13 protein-coding genes are annotated in these 14,224 nt (G+C 71.9%); 6 read left to right on the top strand and 7 right to left on the bottom strand.

Annotated elements, in window-relative coordinates:
• Nucleotides 1-14 precede the first annotated feature (14 nt).
• Nucleotides 15-878 (bottom strand): proteasome subunit alpha, encoded by an 864-nt coding sequence (gene prcA, locus ABT158_RS43745; protein ID WP_352364075.1) that lies wholly within the window; start codon nucleotides 876-878, stop codon nucleotides 15-17.
• Nucleotides 879-899: 21 nt separating this feature from the next.
• Nucleotides 900-1,766 (bottom strand): proteasome subunit beta, encoded by an 867-nt coding sequence (gene prcB / locus ABT158_RS43740; protein ID WP_387680249.1) that lies wholly within the window; start codon nucleotides 1,764-1,766, stop codon nucleotides 900-902.
• A 152-nt stretch (nucleotides 1,767-1,918) separates the two neighbouring features.
• Here prcB and ABT158_RS43735 point away from each other — a divergent pair, with 152 nt between their 5' ends.
• Genes ABT158_RS43735 through ABT158_RS43715 form a run of 5 tightly spaced genes read left to right on the top strand, consistent with a single transcriptional unit; the run spans nucleotide 1,919 to nucleotide 7,108 of the window.
• Nucleotides 1,919-3,283, top strand: a complete 1,365-nt coding sequence (locus ABT158_RS43735) for an extracellular solute-binding protein (RefSeq protein ID WP_352364071.1) — start codon at nucleotides 1,919-1,921, stop codon at nucleotides 3,281-3,283.
• The gene (locus tag ABT158_RS43730) at nucleotides 3,258-4,184 is read left to right on the top strand and encodes a carbohydrate ABC transporter permease (RefSeq protein WP_352364069.1); all 927 of its coding nucleotides are present in this window, start codon (nucleotides 3,258-3,260) and stop codon (nucleotides 4,182-4,184) included. The genes ABT158_RS43735 and ABT158_RS43730 overlap by 26 nt, the downstream gene beginning before the upstream one ends.
• Nucleotides 4,181-4,999: a carbohydrate ABC transporter permease gene (locus ABT158_RS43725; protein ID WP_352364067.1), complete on the top strand. Its 819-nt coding sequence runs from the start codon at nucleotides 4,181-4,183 to the stop codon at nucleotides 4,997-4,999. The genes ABT158_RS43730 and ABT158_RS43725 overlap by 4 nt, the downstream gene beginning before the upstream one ends.
• Nucleotides 4,996-6,042, top strand: coding sequence for an ABC transporter ATP-binding protein (locus ABT158_RS43720; RefSeq protein WP_352364065.1), 1,047 nt, complete (start codon nucleotides 4,996-4,998; stop codon nucleotides 6,040-6,042). The genes ABT158_RS43725 and ABT158_RS43720 overlap by 4 nt, the downstream gene beginning before the upstream one ends.
• Nucleotides 6,043-6,073: 31 nt before the next feature.
• The gene (locus tag ABT158_RS43715; protein WP_352364063.1) at nucleotides 6,074-7,108 is read left to right on the top strand and encodes a DNA polymerase IV; all 1,035 of its coding nucleotides are present in this window, start codon (nucleotides 6,074-6,076) and stop codon (nucleotides 7,106-7,108) included.
• Between the two features lie 97 nt (nucleotides 7,109-7,205).
• Here the strand turns inward: ABT158_RS43715 and ABT158_RS43710 are convergent, their stop codons facing one another.
• Entirely contained in the window at nucleotides 7,206-7,415 is a 210-nt protein-coding gene (locus ABT158_RS43710; protein ID WP_132622197.1) for a ubiquitin-like protein Pup, read from the bottom strand.
• 149 nt (nucleotides 7,416-7,564) lie between these two features.
• Here ABT158_RS43710 and ABT158_RS43705 point away from each other — a divergent pair, with 149 nt between their 5' ends.
• Nucleotides 7,565-7,969 (top strand): hypothetical protein, encoded by a 405-nt coding sequence (locus ABT158_RS43705; RefSeq protein ID WP_352327589.1) that lies wholly within the window; start codon nucleotides 7,565-7,567, stop codon nucleotides 7,967-7,969.
• 19 nt (nucleotides 7,970-7,988) lie between these two features.
• Here ABT158_RS43705 and dop read toward each other — a convergent pair whose 3' ends face one another.
• The 4 genes from dop to hypF all read right to left on the bottom strand — a co-directional run bounded on the left by dop (nucleotide 7,989) and on the right by hypF (nucleotide 14,082).
• Nucleotides 7,989-9,506, bottom strand: a complete 1,518-nt coding sequence (dop, locus tag ABT158_RS43700; protein WP_352364060.1) for a depupylase/deamidase Dop — start codon at nucleotides 9,504-9,506, stop codon at nucleotides 7,989-7,991.
• A gap of 86 nt (nucleotides 9,507-9,592) precedes the next feature.
• Nucleotides 9,593-10,672, bottom strand: a complete 1,080-nt coding sequence (locus ABT158_RS43695) for an acyltransferase family protein (RefSeq protein WP_352364058.1) — start codon at nucleotides 10,670-10,672, stop codon at nucleotides 9,593-9,595.
• Between the two features lie 66 nt (nucleotides 10,673-10,738).
• A complete protein-coding gene (locus ABT158_RS43690) occupies nucleotides 10,739-11,758 on the bottom strand; it encodes a pyridoxal-phosphate dependent enzyme (RefSeq protein ID WP_352364056.1) in 1,020 nt (339 codons plus the stop codon).
• Between the two features lie 65 nt (nucleotides 11,759-11,823).
• Nucleotides 11,824-14,082: a carbamoyltransferase HypF gene (hypF, locus tag ABT158_RS43685; protein WP_352364054.1), complete on the bottom strand. Its 2,259-nt coding sequence runs from the start codon at nucleotides 14,080-14,082 to the stop codon at nucleotides 11,824-11,826.
• Nucleotides 14,083-14,224: the final 142 nt, after the last annotated feature.

Below are 14,224 nucleotides of genomic sequence, written 5' to 3'. Positions count from 1 at the left end.
CGGTCGTCGAAGCCTCAGAGCGGCCCGGAACCGTCGTCGACGTCGCCCTCGGGGCCCGTGGGCGGACCGGTCGGCGGCGCGGGCGGGGTGGCGGGCGGCGTGGCCGGCGGGGTGGCGGGCGGGGTCTCGGACGCCGGCTCGGACGACTCCGCGGCGGGCCCGGTCGGCGGCGCCGCGGGCGGCGTGGCGGACGTCGTCGTCTGGGCGAGCAGGCGCTCCAGCCGCGCGCCCGTCAGCCGCAGGAACTTGCGGTGCTCGCGGTTGCGGTCGAGCACCGCGACCTCCAGCTGGGTGACCGGCGGCCGCTCGCCGCCCGGCTCGGTGAGCGCGGCCAGCGCCACCTCAAGGGCGTCGGCCAGCGACATCGACTCGCGGTAGCGCTCCTTCAGCCGCCCGGCCACGGCGTCGGCCTGGCCGCCCATGGCCGCGAAGCCGTGCTCGTCGAACACCGAGCCGTCGAAGGTCAGCCGGTAGATGGCGTCGCCGTCGGGGGTGTCGCCGACCTCGGCGACGACGACCTCCACCTCCAGCGACTTGATCGACTCGGTGAAGATGCGGCCCAGGTTGGAGGCGTAGAGGTTGGCCAGCCCGCGGCCGGTCACGTCGGAGCGGTCGTAGGTGTAGCCGTTGATGTCGGCGTAGCGGATGCCGCCGAGACGCAGCTCCTCGAACTCGTTGTAGCGGCCGACGGCGGCGAACCCGATGCGGTCGTAGATCTCGCTGATCTTGTGCAGCGCCCGCGACGGGTTGGGCGCCACGAACAGGATGCCGTCGACGTACTGCAACACGACGACCGACCGGCCCCGCGCGATGCCCTTGCGCGCGTAGTCGGCCTTGTCCCGCATGATCTGCTCAGGGGACGCATATCCAAAAGGCATGGACACGGGCAGTGGTCCTTTCTAGCGCAGCGGGGCGATGGGGCCGTCGGGCGAGATCATCCGGGCCTCCAGCATCTGTTCGACCTTGGCGGCCACCTGCTGATCGGTCAGCCTGCGGAAGCCGTCGGCGTCGATCACCGACACGATCGGCCAGATCTTCCTGGACACGTCGGGCCCGCCGGTCGCCGAGTCGTCGTCGGCCGCGTCGTAGAGGGCCTGGATCACCGTCATCACCATGTCGTCGGCCGAGGCGCCGTCGCGGTAGAGCTTCTTCAGCGAGCCGCGGGCGAAGATCGAGCCGGAGCCGATGGCGTCGTACCGGTCGCGCTCGTAGGGGCCGCCCGCCACGTCGTAGCTGAAGATGCGGCCCTCGTCGCGATCGGGGTCGTAAGCCGCGAACAGCGGCACCACCACCAGGCCCTGCATCGCCATGCCGAGGTTGCCGCGGATCATGGTGGCCAGGCGGTTGGCCTTGCCCGCCACCGACAGCGTGCGGCCCTCCATCTTCTCGTAGTGCTCCAGCTCCACGCGGTAGAGGCGGGCCATCTCGATGCCGGTGCTGGCGGTGCCCGCGATGCCCATGCACGAGTAGTCGTCGGAGCGGAACACCTTCTCGATGTCACGCTGCGAGATGATGTTCCCCGACGTGGCCCGCCGGTCGCCCGCCATCACCACGCCGCCGGCGAAGGTGGCGGCCACGATCGTGGTCGCGTGCGGGACCTGGTCGCCGATCGGAGTGGCCAGCGCCTGGTGACGCTGCGGCAGCAACTCGGGCGCGTAAGAGCCGACGAACTCGGTGAACGAGGAGTTCCCTGAGTTTCGGAAAAGCTGGTCCACCAGGCCGACGGGCAGATCCCTGTTCGGTGCCACGCGACTCCCTCCCAACATCAGTGTCTCTAGGCCGACCCTACTCATGTTGCGCTGCTGTCTGCACTTCCCACGATCAGCTCACGGCGAACCGTTCATCAGATCGTTTCTTTACGCCTGCCACACCCCGTGCGATTGTCGGTATGTCTGCACGTCCTGAACAGGAGGCCGACTTGCGACTCCCCAGCCGGCCCGCGCTCGCCGCGGCCGCAGCCGTCCTGGCCCTCACCTCCTGCGGCTCCGGCACCCAGTCCGGGGGCAGCATCACCCTCACCATCACCGCCAACTCCATCGAGGGCGGCAAGAACTCCGAGTCCGCCACCTGGATCAAGAAGTGGGTCATCCCCGAGTTCGAGAAGACCCATCAGAACGTCAAGGTGCTCTTCCAGGGCAACGGCGTGGACGACGAGCAGTACAAGACCAGGATCGCCCTCGACCTCAAGTCCCGGACCGGGGCCGACGTCATCGACCTCGACGGCATCTGGGTCGGCGAGTTCGCCCAGGCCGGATACATCAAGCCGCTCACCGAGGTCGGCGGCGCCGGCGTCGAGCAGTGGGAGGGCTGGTCGCAGATCCCGCAGGCCGTCCAGGGCCTTGGCATCTTCGACGGCAAGAAGTACGGCCTGCCCCAGGGCACCGACGGCCGCGTGCTCTACTACAACAAGGCGCTGTTCAGGAAGGCCGGGCTGCCCGAGACCTGGCAGCCGACCAGCTGGCAGCAGATCATCGACGCCGGCGTCAAGCTCAAGGCCGCCGGGGTGCCCACCCCCCTCCAGATCGACGCCGGCACCGCCATGGGCGAGGCCACCACCATGCAGGGCGTGCTGCCGCTGCTGGCCGGCGCCGGGGCGGAGATCTACGCCTCGGGCAAGTGGACCGGCGCCTCCCAGGCCGTCAAGGACGTCCTCGGCTTCTACCAGCAGGTCTACGGCGGCAGCGGGCTCGGCGACCCCAAGCTCCAGCAGGAGGCCAAGGGCCGCGACAAGTCCTTCGCGCAGTTCGCCGCCGGCAAGATCGCCGTCCTGGCCGAGAGCGACTACTTCTGGCGCTCGGTCATCGAGCCCAAGGCCGGGGTCGCCCCCATGCCCGACCGCGACCAGGTCGTGGGCTACGCCAAGATCCCGGCCAGGCAGCCCGGCGGCGGCATCCGCGGCCAGGACTTCGTCAGCATGTCCGGCGGGGCGGTCCGCGTGCTCAACCCCTTCTCCAAGAACCCCAAGGCGGCCTGGGAGCTGCTGGCCTTCATGCACTCGGCCGCCGCGACCAAGTCGCAGCTGGCCGGGCAGGCCCGCGTCAGCGCCCGTACCGACGTCAACGAAGAGGTGCTGGGCGCCGACCCCATGCTCAAGTTCGTCGCCGACGAGGTGCTGCCCATCACCGCCTACCGGCCGGGCCTGGCCGTCTACCCGCAGGTCTCCACCGCCCTGCAGGAGGCCACCGCGGCCGTGGTGGCCGGGAAGAGCGCCGACGAGGCGGCCGCGGCGTACCGGAGCAAGCTGGAGGGACTGGTGGGTGGCGCGGCCAACGTCAGCGGCTGACGCCGCGGGGCTGGGCCGGGGCAGGGCGGTCGCGTTCGTCCTGCCCGCCCTGGTCCTGATCGGCGTCTTCCTGCTCTTCCCGGCCCTGTGGACCGTCTACCTCGGCCTGACCGACTACCGGCTGACCGGCCTGGCCGCCGCCGACCCCCAGGTCGTCGGACTGGACAACTACACCGCCGCGCTCGCCGACCCGCGCTTCCTGTCCTCGCTGTGGCTCACCCTGCTGTACGTCGGCGGCTCGGCCGTCGTCGGGCAGGCCGGGCTGGGCTTCGCCCTGGCCTGGATCCTGCGCTCGCGCACCGGCCCGCTGCGCCGGGTCGTCGAGGGCGCGGTGCTGCTGTCGTGGATCCTGCCCAGCACCGTGGTCGGCATGTTGTGGTTCGCACTGCTCGACCGCGACGACGGCACGCTCAACGCCCTGCTGCACACGCCCGGGTTCGCCTGGCTGCTGGACTACCCGCTGCTGTCGATCATCGTCTTCAACGTGTGGCGCGGCACCGCGTTCTCGATGATGCTCTACTCGGCCGCCCTGGAGAACGTGCCGCCCTCGCACCTGGAGACCGCCCGGCTGGCCGGCGCGAGCGTGCCGCAGCAGCTGCGCGACGTGGTGCTGCCCGCCATCAGACGGCACGTCCTGACGAACCTGCTGCTGATCAGCCTGTGGACGTTCAACGACTTCACGCCGTTCGTGCTGACCGGCGGCGGGCCCGAGGGCCGCTCGGAGATCCTGCCCGTGTACGTCTACCGCGTCGCCCTCCAGGACGGGCAGCTCGGCGTCGGCGCCGCCATCTCCTTCCTCATCCTGCTGATCAACCTCGTCTTCGCCCTGGCCTACCTGCGGTTGCTGCGCGGACGTCGCCGCACGCGGGAGGTCGCCGCCGCCGGAGGACCGCCCGCATGATCCGCCACACGCTCGGACGGCTGGCCGCCACCGTGTTCGTCGCCGTCGTCCTGGCCTTCTTCGCGCTGCCCATGCTCTGGCTGGCCAGCGCGCCCTTCGACGACACGCCGACGATCACCACGTCGATCCCCGAGTTCACGCTGCGCAACTTCGCCGCCGTCCTGGACAACCCGTACGCGCTGGGCTCGATCCGCAACTCCCTGATCCAGGGGGGCGGGGCGGCGGTGCTGGTCGTCGTCCTGTCGGCGCTGGCCGCCTACGCCCTGTCGCGGGTGCGGCTGCCCGGCCGCGACGTCCTGCTCTACCTGCTCCTGCTGCTGTCGTCCGTGGTCACCGGCACCGCGGCGATGGTGCCGATCTTCGAGCTGGCCACCCGGCTCGGCCTCATCGACACCCATCTCGGCGTCGTCCTCGTGGTCTCGGCCGGTCTGCTGCCCGCCGCGATCTTCATTCTCAAGGACTTCATGGACGAGACGCCCACCTCCTACGAGGAGTCGGCCCGGGTCTTCGGCGCCTCGTCGCTGCAGATCCTGCGGCACATCGTGGTGCCGCTCGTCCGGCCGGGGCTGGCCACCATCGCCGTGTGGGCGCTGGCCAGCGTGTGGGGCGGGTTCCTGTTCCAGTTCATCCTGCTGCGCGATCCCGAGAAGGCGCCCGGCTCGATCATCCTCTACACGCTCTACACCGAGGGCGGCGCGCCCCGGCTCGACCTCATCTCCGCCTTCTCGCTGCTGTACTCCCTGCCGGTGGTGCTGATGTACCTGTTCGTCTCCCAGCGGTACGGTTTCCGCTTCCACGGAGGAATCAAGCGTTGATCTCCCTGCACGGCCTGACCAAGGTGTTCCCCGGGGGCGTACGCGCGCTCGACGACCTCGCCCTCACCATCGAGGACGGCGAGTTCTTCGCCCTGCTCGGCCCCTCCGGCTGCGGCAAGACCACCCTCCTGCGCAGCATCGCCGGCCTGGAGATCCCCACCTCCGGGACCGTCGCCATCAACGGCAGGGACGTCACCGCGCTGCCGCCGGGCGAGCGCGACGTCGCCATGGTCTTCCAGGACTACGCGATCTTCCCCCACATGGACGTCACCGCCAACATCGCCTACCCGCTGCGCATCAGGAAGGTCCCCCGCGCCCGCCGGACCGAGAAGGCGGCCGAGGTCGCGGCCCGGCTCAGCCTCACCGAGCTGCTGCTGCGGCGTCCGTCCGAGCTGTCCGGCGGCCAGCAGCAGCGGGTGGCGCTGGCCCGCGCGATCGCCTGCCATCCGGCCGCGTTCCTGTTCGACGAGCCGCTGTCCAACCTCGACGCCCGCCTGCGCCTGGAGGCGCGCACCTTCCTCAAGCGGCTGCAGCGGGAGCTGGCCGTCACCACCGTGTTCGTCACGCACGACCAGGCCGAGGCGCTCGCGCTGGCCGACCGCATCGCCGTCATGTCCAGGGGCTCGATGATCCAGGTCGGCACCCCGGCGGAGATCTTCCACCGGCCGGCCACCACGTTCGTGGCCTCCTTCATCGGCTCCACCCCGATGAACCTGCTGCCCGCCCAGGTCACCGGCTCCGGGCTCAAGGTGGCCGGCGCCCTGCGCCCCCTGCCCGACGGCCTGGCCCCGGACGACGACGTCCCCGTGACGTACGGCGTACGCCCGGAGTACATGGACCTGTCCCCCGCCGAGCGCCCCGACGCCTTCCCCGGCGTCGTCTCCGTCCTGGAGAACATGGGCACCCACACCCTCGTCACCCTGGAGTCGCCGGACGCGCTCGTCCAGGCCGTCGTGCCGGAGGGCGAGGAGCCGCCGCTCGGCGCCGCCCGCTGGGCCGTGCCGCGCCGCGCCCTGGTCTACCGCGACGACCGGCTGCTGTGACCCCGGGCGGACCGCCTCGCATACTGGACTCATGGCCAGGTCCTGGATCCTGCACGTCGACCTCGACCAGTTCATCGCCGCCGTCGAGCTGCTGCGCCATCCCGAGCTGCGCGGCAGGCCCGTCGTCGTGGGCGGTTCCGGCGACCCCGCCCAGCCGCGCACGGTCGCCGCGACCGCCACCTACGAGGCCCGCGCGCACGGCGTGCACTCCGGCATGCCGCTGCGCACCGCGCTGCGGCGCTGCCCCGACGCCGTCTTCCTGCCCAGCGACCCGCCCGCCTACGAGGCCGCCTCCGAGCGCGTCATGGCCGCCCTGCGCGAGCTGCCGGTGCTGGTGGAGGTCTGGGGCTGGGACGAGGCGTTCGTCGGCGCCACGACCGACGACCCCGAGGCGCTGGCGGCCGACCTGCGGCGGGTGGTGCTCGACCGCACCACGCTGAGCTGCTCGGTCGGCATCGGCGACAACAAGCACCAGGCCAAGCTCGCCTCGGCCTTCGCCAAACCGGCCGGCATATACCGCCTGACCAGCGAGAACTGGGCCGAGGTGATGAACGACCGGCCGACCGACGCGCTGTGGGGCATCGGCGCCCGGACGGCGAGGAAGCTCGCCGGGCTCGGCCTGCGCACGGTCGCCGACCTGGCCGCCGCCGACCCCGCCGAGCTGGCCCGCGCCTTCGGTCCGGTGAACGGCCCCTGGTACCACTATCTGGCCCTCGGCAGGGGCGAGGCCGAGGTGGACACCACTCCCTGGGTGGCCCGCGGGCACAGCCGCGAGATCACCTTCCCCCGTGACCTCACCGATCGGGAGGCCGTCGCCGGCCAGGTGGCCGATCTCGCCGGGCAGGTGGCCCGCGACGCCGTGGTGGCGGGGCGTCTCTGCGCGCGGGTGACGGTCAAGGTGCGCTTCACCCCGTTCCTGACCCGAACCCGGCAGTGCACGCTTCCTGAGCCCACGGCCGACGCCGGCGTGCTGACCGAGGCGGCGCTCGCCGCGCTGGGCCGCTTCGACCTGGACCGCCCGGTCCGGCTGCTCGGCGTGGCGGTCGACTACACGGCGCCCGACTGAACAGCACCGGGCTGGTCCGAGGAGTGAGCCCCGGCCGGGTCGGCCGGGGCTCATCCTTCCCCATGGTCAGAGCGGTGAGGACAAGGCCCTACTGGCCCTACTCGCCACCCTTTTGCACATAGGAACGCACGAATTCCTCTGCGTTCTCTTCGAGCACTTCGTCGATTTCGTCCAGGATCGCGTCCACATCGTCAGTGAGCTTCTCCTGTCGCTCCTGCACGTCCGGCGCCGCCGAGGCCTCGGTCTCCTCAACTTCGGCCTCACGCCGGCCGGTCTGCTTCTGCCCGCCGGTGTCCTTGGTTGCCATGTCCTACCTCCGCTTGGGGGACTGCCTCTAAGGCATATCTTCCCCGAACCGGACGACATTTCGCGTCCTACGCCCTGCGATCTTGGCGGCTTGACTGGATAGCGCTCCTATCTAATAATGGATCCACCTCTACACAAGGAGATCCCGACATGTCGCCTTCGTCGCTGCACACGGCAGGTGTGCTCCTCATCACAGTCCCCGGCGTCGCGTTCGGCGGCGTGACGCTGCTGCGCTTCCTCATGCGCAACGAGCCGGGCTATCTGGACAACCCCGTCCGCAGGGGCCTGTGGCGGGCCGGGCACGCGCACGCGGGCGTCCTGGTGCTGTTCAGCCTGGTCGCGATGGTGTACGTGGACCAGGCGAGCCTGTCCGAAGGCGTGAAGGCGCTGACGCGCACGCTCATCGTGGCCGCGCCCATCCTGATGCCGCTGGGCTTCTTCCTGTCGGTGCTGCGTCCGCGCGACACCAAGCCGAACCGGCTGATCTGGCTGACCGCGGTGGGCGGCGCGTCGCTGGCCGCGGGCACGCTGACGCTCGGCATCGGCCTGCTGTGAGCCCCGGGACGGCCCGGGGCTACTCCCCGGTGCCGGTCAGCGCCGCGACCAGCTCGGCCGCGGTGCGGCAGCGGTCGAAGAGCTCGCCGACGTGGGCCTTGGTGCCGCGCAGCGGTTCGAGCGTGGGCACGCGCTGCAGGGACTCCCGGCCGGGGATGTCGAAGATCACCGAGTCCCAGGAGGCGGCGGCCACCGACTCGCTGTACTGGCTCAGGCAGCGCCCGCGGAAGTAGGCGCGGGTGTCGGTCGGCGGCAGCTCGATCGCGCGCTCGACCTCCTCCTCGCTGATCAGGCGCTGCATGCGGCCGCGCGCCACGAGCCGGTTGTACAGGCCGCGGTCGGGGCGGATGTCGGAGTACTGGAGGTCGACGAGCTGCAGCCGCGGGTGGGACCAGGGCAGGCTGTCGCGGGTGCGGTAGCCCTCCAGCAGCTCCAGCTTGGCGACCCAGTCGAGCTCGCGCGAGAGCTGCATCGGGTCCTCGGCCAGGCGCGTGAGCACGGACTCCCAGCGGTCGAGGACGTCCTTGTTCATCTCGTCCTGGGCGGTGCCGCGTTCCTCGACGTACTTGCGGGCCTGCTCCAGGTACTCAATCTGGAGCTGCACGGCGGTGAGCTTGCGGCCGTCGCGCATCGGGATCTCGTAGCGGCAGGTCGGGTCGTGGCTGACCGCCCGCAGCGACTGGACGGGGTTCTCCACGGCCAGGTCGCGGGTCAGGAAGCCCTCCTCGATCATGGCCAGGACGAGCGCGGTGGAGCCGAGCTTGAGATAGGTGGAGATCTCCGACATGTTGGCGTCGCCGATGATCACGTGCAGCCGGCGGTACTTCTCGGGGTCGGCGTGCGGCTCGTCGCGGGTGTTGATGATGGGCCGCTTGAGCGTGGTCTCCAGGCCGACCTCGACCTCGAAGAAGTCGGCGCGCTGGCTGATCTGGAAGCCCTCGCCGCGGGAGTCCTGGCCGATGCCGACCTTGCCGGCGCCGGTGACGACCTGCCGCGAGACGAAGAACGGCGTCAGGTGCCGGACGATGTCGGCGAACGGCGTGGCGCGCCGCATCAGGTAGTTCTCGTGGCAGCCGTAGGAGGCGCCCTTGGCGTCGGTGTTGTTCTTGTAGAGCTGGATCGGCGCGTTGGACGGGATCGCCGAGGCGCGGGTGGCCGCGTCGTACATCACGCGCTCGCCGGCCTTGTCCCAGATGACCGCGGCCCGCGGGTTGGTGCACTCCGGCGAGGAGTACTCCGGGTGGGCGTGATCGACGTAGAGCCTGGCCCCGTTGGTCAGGATGACGTTGGCCAGCCCGAGGTCCTCGTCGGTGAGCTGGCTGGCATCGGCGACCTCGCGGGCCAGGTCGAAGCCGCGCGCGTCGCGCAGCGGGTTCTCCTCCTCGAAGTCCCATCGCGCTCTGCGCGCGCGGGCCGCCGAGGCGGCCAGGTAGGCGTTCACGACCTGGGAGGAGGTCACCATCGCGTTGGCGCCTGGCTGACCTGGTACGGAGATGCCGTATTCGGTCTCGATGCCCATCACCCGACGCACCGTCATGCAACACCCTCTGTTCGTCCGGATCTGCCTATCCGCCGTTTATATGCCCGAGCCTATGCCCTTCACAGTGCCCCGAGGCCACAGAGTTATGGCACCGACGCCTTCTGAATCTGTACGGCGGAGCTTGTTGTGGTTTGCGGTGATCTGCGGGGCTTGAGGAGTCGCTGGATCGGCCGTTCGGCAAAGGAGTAGATCAGATACGACAGCACGACGGCGGCCAGAGTCGTGACCAGGGCCACCGCCCAGGGGGACAGGTCGCCGGTGAGCAGCGGGATCAGCGCCGCCGCGGCGACCCCATGGAAGAGGTAAAGCGGGTAAGTGATGGCGCCCAGCGCGGTGAGCGTCCTGGAGGGCTTGAGGCGGATCAGGCCGAGGGCGACCAGGGCCATGGCGGCGAAGATCAGGGTGAGGGTGACGATCACGCTGGTGTCGGTGACGGGCATGTTCTTGAACCCGGCCGCGTCGATGCGGCGGTGCACGCGGCCCAGCGCGGCGGGGACGGCCATGGCGTATCCCGCGGCGACGTACAGCCACGGGAGCAGGGCCTTGCGGTTCTGGTGGATGAGATACAGGGCCATGCCGGCGACGAAGTAGGGGGCGTAGTCGGGCATGACGATCTCCTTCAGCAGATCGTTCTCCACGAACCTGGCGGCCAGCGCGGCGGCCAGCCACACGCCCGAGAAGACCAGCACGCGCCCGTACGTGACGCCGGCGATCACCAGGATCGCGATCAGCAGGTAGAAGCGCAGCTCGGCCCAGAGCGACCAGTAGACGCCGCTGGCGTCGGCCACCTTGAACAGCCGCTGGAACATGGTGGCGTTCACCAGGTACTGGCCTGGTGAAAGTTTTGGGTCCAGCGCGGTGGCGCCGGTCAGCCCGTACAGGGCCGCCACCGCGCCGAGGCTCAGCCAGTACGCCGGGTAGAGCCGCACCAGCCGCGACCGGGCGAACGCCCCGAGCCCCCTCCCCCACACGGTCATGAGGATGACGAACCCGCTGATGACGAAGAACAGCTCGACGCCGAGGATGCCCAGCCCGGCGAAGGGCGCCAGCGCGGGGAACAGCGCGGCGGGCCTGGCCCCCCAGACCGAGGCGAAGGCCACCAGGTAGTGGAAGGCGACGACCGCCAGGGCGGCGAGGAAACGCAGCAGGTCGAGCTCGGCCAACCGGCCGTCTCCCCGAGCATGCTTTGGCCGGTTAGCTTGATGCACGCCCTTTTGACGACCCGCTGATCACTTTGGTTCCACAGGTCCTTCTGTTCCCACCAGCAACACGCGGGCGGCCGGGCCCAGCGCGATCGCCTCGCGGGTGCCCGGGTCGAGGGCGAGCAGCCCGGCGGCCCCCGCCGCGCCGCACTCCGACAGCGCCACCCCGCGCTCGGCCAGCAGCGCGGCGGCCTGCGCGGCCTGCTCGTCGGCCACGGTGACGAACAGGTCGGCCTGGCGGCTCAGCAGGTCGAAGGCGATCAGGGACGGTTCCAGGCAGTCGAGCCTGCCCAGGCGCGTGGGCGAACCGGTCGCGTGCACCGGCCGTCCCGCGCGGGCGCTCTCCAGCAGGCAGGGCGCGCCGTCGGGCTCGACCACGACGACCCTCGGCTGCTCGCCCCAGCGGTCGCGCGTGTACCCGGCCGCGGCGGCGGCCAGCCCGCCCACCCCGGCCTGCACGAACACGTGGGTGGGCGGGATCTCGATCTCGTCGAACAGGACGGTGTAGCCGCGCATCACGTCCAGGGGGATGTCGTCGTAGCCCGCCCAGGAGGTGTCGGCGACCAGGCGCCAGCCGTGCTCCTGGGAGGCGTGCAGGGCGGCGGCCAGGCTGGCGTCGTAGTCGCCGCCCTCGCGGCGGACCTCGGCGTCCAGGGCGCGCAGCCGGTGCGCGAACGGCTCGGGCACCTGCTCGCTGAGGTAGACGACGCAGTGCGCGCCGAGCTCCCTGGCCCCGGCCGCGACCGAGATGCCGTGGTTGCCGGCGCTGGCGCAGACGTACGTGGTGCCGCCGCCGTCGCGTTCGGACAGCCGGTGCACGGCGTAGGCCCCGCCGAGCGCCTTGAAGCTGCCCAGGCCCATGCGGCCGCTCTCGTCCTTGACGTGCACGGTGCCCGCCCCGGCCAGATCGGTCAGGGTGCGCACGGGCGTGGGCCGGTAGGCGGGATGCCGGGCGAAGTGGGCGCGGGCGAGCCGGGCGTGCTCCACACCGATCAGCTCACGGTCGCGTTCGGCGTAGGGCGTGCGGCCGGGGTTGAAGAAATGCATGATCGCCATGCTAGGACGGGCCGGGCGGCGTTCCCCGGCACCTGGCGGGCGCGCCCGGCCGCATGTCACGAGGACCGGTCGCGGGCGGCGGCCACGGCGGCCTGGCCGAGGCTGAGGCCGCCGTCGCCGGGCGGCACCCGGGTGTGGGTGAGCACCCGGAACCCGGCCCCGCGCAGGCGCTCGACGGCCCGTTCGAGCAGCAGCGCGTTCTGCAGCACCGAGCCCGACAGCGCCACGGTGTTCAGGCCGGTGCCGTCCCTGAGCATGACGCAGCAGCGCACGACGGCGTCGGCCACGCCGTTGTGGAAGCGGCCCGCGATCGAGCCGGTGGCCACCCCGGCGGCGACGTCGGCGGCGGCGGCCCGGACGAGGTCGGCGGCGTGCACGACGAGCAGGTCGCCCTCGGTGATGGTCGCCGGGTACGAGCCGCTCTCGGCCGGGTCGGCGCGCTGTTCGAGCTCGGCGGCCGCCTGTCCCTCGTAGGTGACGGCGTCCCGGATGCCGAGCAGCGCCGCGACGGCGTCGAACAGCGGCCCGGCGCTGGAGGTCATGGGCGCGCCCAGCCCGGTGCGGGTCCGGGCGAGCACGTCGGGCCAGTGGGCGGCGTTGCGGCGGACGACGTCCAGGCCGGGGTGCTCGTCGCGCAGGTAGGCGGCGGCCATGCGCCACGGCTGGCGGACCGCGGCGGCGCCGCCGGGCATCGGCACCAGGGCCAGGTGGCCGAGCCGGTGGAAGGAGGTCAGGTCGGCGCGCAGGAACTCGCCGCCCCACAGCGTGCCGTCGAGGCCGTGGCCGGGGCCGTCGAGGGCCACGCCGATGACCGGGCCCGTCTCGCCGTTGTCGGCCAGGCAGGAGGCGATGTGGGCGTGGTGGTGCTGGACGCCGACCAGCTCGACGCCGGTCAGCTCCAGGGCGTGCCTGGTGGACAGGTAGCCGGGGTCGAGGTCGTGGGCGACGACCTCGGGACGGATGTCGAACAGGCCGCAGAAGTGGTCGATGCCCTCGACGAAGGAGCGCAGGGTCTCCTGGTCGTCCAGGTCGCCGATGTGCTGGGACAGGAACGCGCGCCGGCCGCGTACCAGGCAGAACGTGCTGCGCAGCTCGGCGCCGCAGGCCAGCACCGGGCGGGGCGCGGGACGGCGCAGCGTGAGCGGCTCGGGCGCGTGGCCGCGGGCGCGGCGCAGCACGGTGTGCCCGCCGGACCAGGGACGCAGCACCGAGTCGTCGGCGGGCACGTGGATGGCCCGGTCGTGGACGAGGAAGGCGTCGGCGATGCCGCCGAGCCGGGTGACCGCGTCGGCGTCCTCGTAGGCGAGGGGCTCGTCGCCGACGCTGCCGCTGGTCAGGACCATGGGCTCGGCCAGCTCCGCGAGCAGCAGGTGGTGCAGCGGCGTGCAGGGCAGCATCAGGCCGAGGTCGCGGCTGCCGGGCGCGACGGCGTCGGCGACGGGCGCGCCGGGCAGCCGGGGCAGCAGCACGATCGGGCGCGCGCGGCCGGTGAGCAGCGCGGCGCCCTGCCCGTCGACCGCGCACAGCCGGCGGGCCTGGTCGAGGTCGGCGACCATGACGGCGAACGGCTTCTCCGCGCGGTGCTTGCGGGCCCGCAGCGCCGCGGCGGCCTCCTGGTGGGCGGCGGGCACGGCCAGGTGGAACCCGCCCAGCCCCTTGACGGCGACGACGCGGCCGGCCCGCAGCAGGCTCGCGCACGCGCTGACCGGGTCGCCGCACAGCTCGGCGCCGCGGGCGTCCAGCAGCCGCAGGGACGGGCCGCAGGCCGGGCAGCAGGTGGACTCGGCGCGGAAGTGACGGTCGCCGGGGTCGTGGTACTCGGCCGAGCAGCCGGCGCACATCGCGAACCCGGCCATGGTGGTCAGCAGCCGGTCGTAGGGCACGCCGCGCACGACGGTGAAGCGCGGCCCGCAGTTGGCGCAGGCGATGAACGGGTAGCGGTGGCGCCGGCCGGCCGGGTCGGCCAGCTCGCGCAGGCAGTCGTCGCAGGTGGCGAGGTCGGCCGGGACGAGGGCGCGGCGTGGGCCGGCCGGGTCGCCGGCGGCGATGCTGAAGCCCCGGTGGCCGGCGGGCGGGCCGCTGACGACGGTGACGCTCTCGATCTCCGACAGGGCGGGCGCGTCGCGCTCCAGCGCGGTCAGGAACTCCTCGACCCCCGCCAGGGCGCCCTCGACCTCGATGTACACCCCCTCGACGTCGTTGCGCACGCGGCCGGCCAGGCCGAGCCTGCTGGCCAGCGAATACACGAAGGGGCGGAACCCCACGCCCTGGACGACGCCTTCGACGCGGACGTCCACCCGTTTACGGACCGTCACAGGCCCCAGTGTGCGCCTCACCGGGGCGGCTTGTACGCCGGATGACGCGTGTCGCGGCCTTCCTCTCCGGAAGTCGTGCGCCCGTCTCCTCCGGCGGGCATGGAAAGGGCCGCGCGGACGGCCGCGCGGCCCTTTCCAGACG

This window comes from Nonomuraea sp. NPDC001636 (assembly GCF_040298265.1).
In the GTDB taxonomy this organism is placed as follows: domain Bacteria; phylum Actinomycetota; class Actinomycetes; order Streptosporangiales; family Streptosporangiaceae; genus Nonomuraea.
The sequence above is the reverse complement of the archived record's forward strand: the minus strand, read 5'-3'. Positions and strand labels throughout refer to the sequence as shown.

Excerpts from the sequence above, each read along its gene's own strand:
- prcA (WP_352364075.1), bottom strand. The coding sequence starts at position 878 with ATGCCTTTTGGATATGCGTCCCCTGAGCAGATCATGCGGGACAAGGCC.
- prcB (WP_387680249.1), bottom strand. The coding sequence starts at position 1,766 with ATGTTGGGAGGGAGTCGCGTGGCACCGAACAGGGATCTGCCCGTCGGC.
- ABT158_RS43725 (WP_352364067.1), top strand. The coding sequence starts at position 4,181 with ATGATCCGCCACACGCTCGGACGGCTGGCCGCCACCGTGTTCGTCGCC.
- ABT158_RS43715 (WP_352364063.1), top strand. The coding sequence starts at position 6,074 with ATGGCCAGGTCCTGGATCCTGCACGTCGACCTCGACCAGTTCATCGCC.
- ABT158_RS43710 (WP_132622197.1), bottom strand. The coding sequence starts at position 7,415 with ATGGCAACCAAGGACACCGGCGGGCAGAAGCAGACCGGCCGGCGTGAG.
- ABT158_RS43705 (WP_352327589.1), top strand. The coding sequence starts at position 7,565 with ATGTCGCCTTCGTCGCTGCACACGGCAGGTGTGCTCCTCATCACAGTC.
- dop (WP_352364060.1), bottom strand. The coding sequence starts at position 9,506 with ATGACGGTGCGTCGGGTGATGGGCATCGAGACCGAATACGGCATCTCC.
- ABT158_RS43690 (WP_352364056.1), bottom strand. The coding sequence starts at position 11,758 with ATGCATTTCTTCAACCCCGGCCGCACGCCCTACGCCGAACGCGACCGT.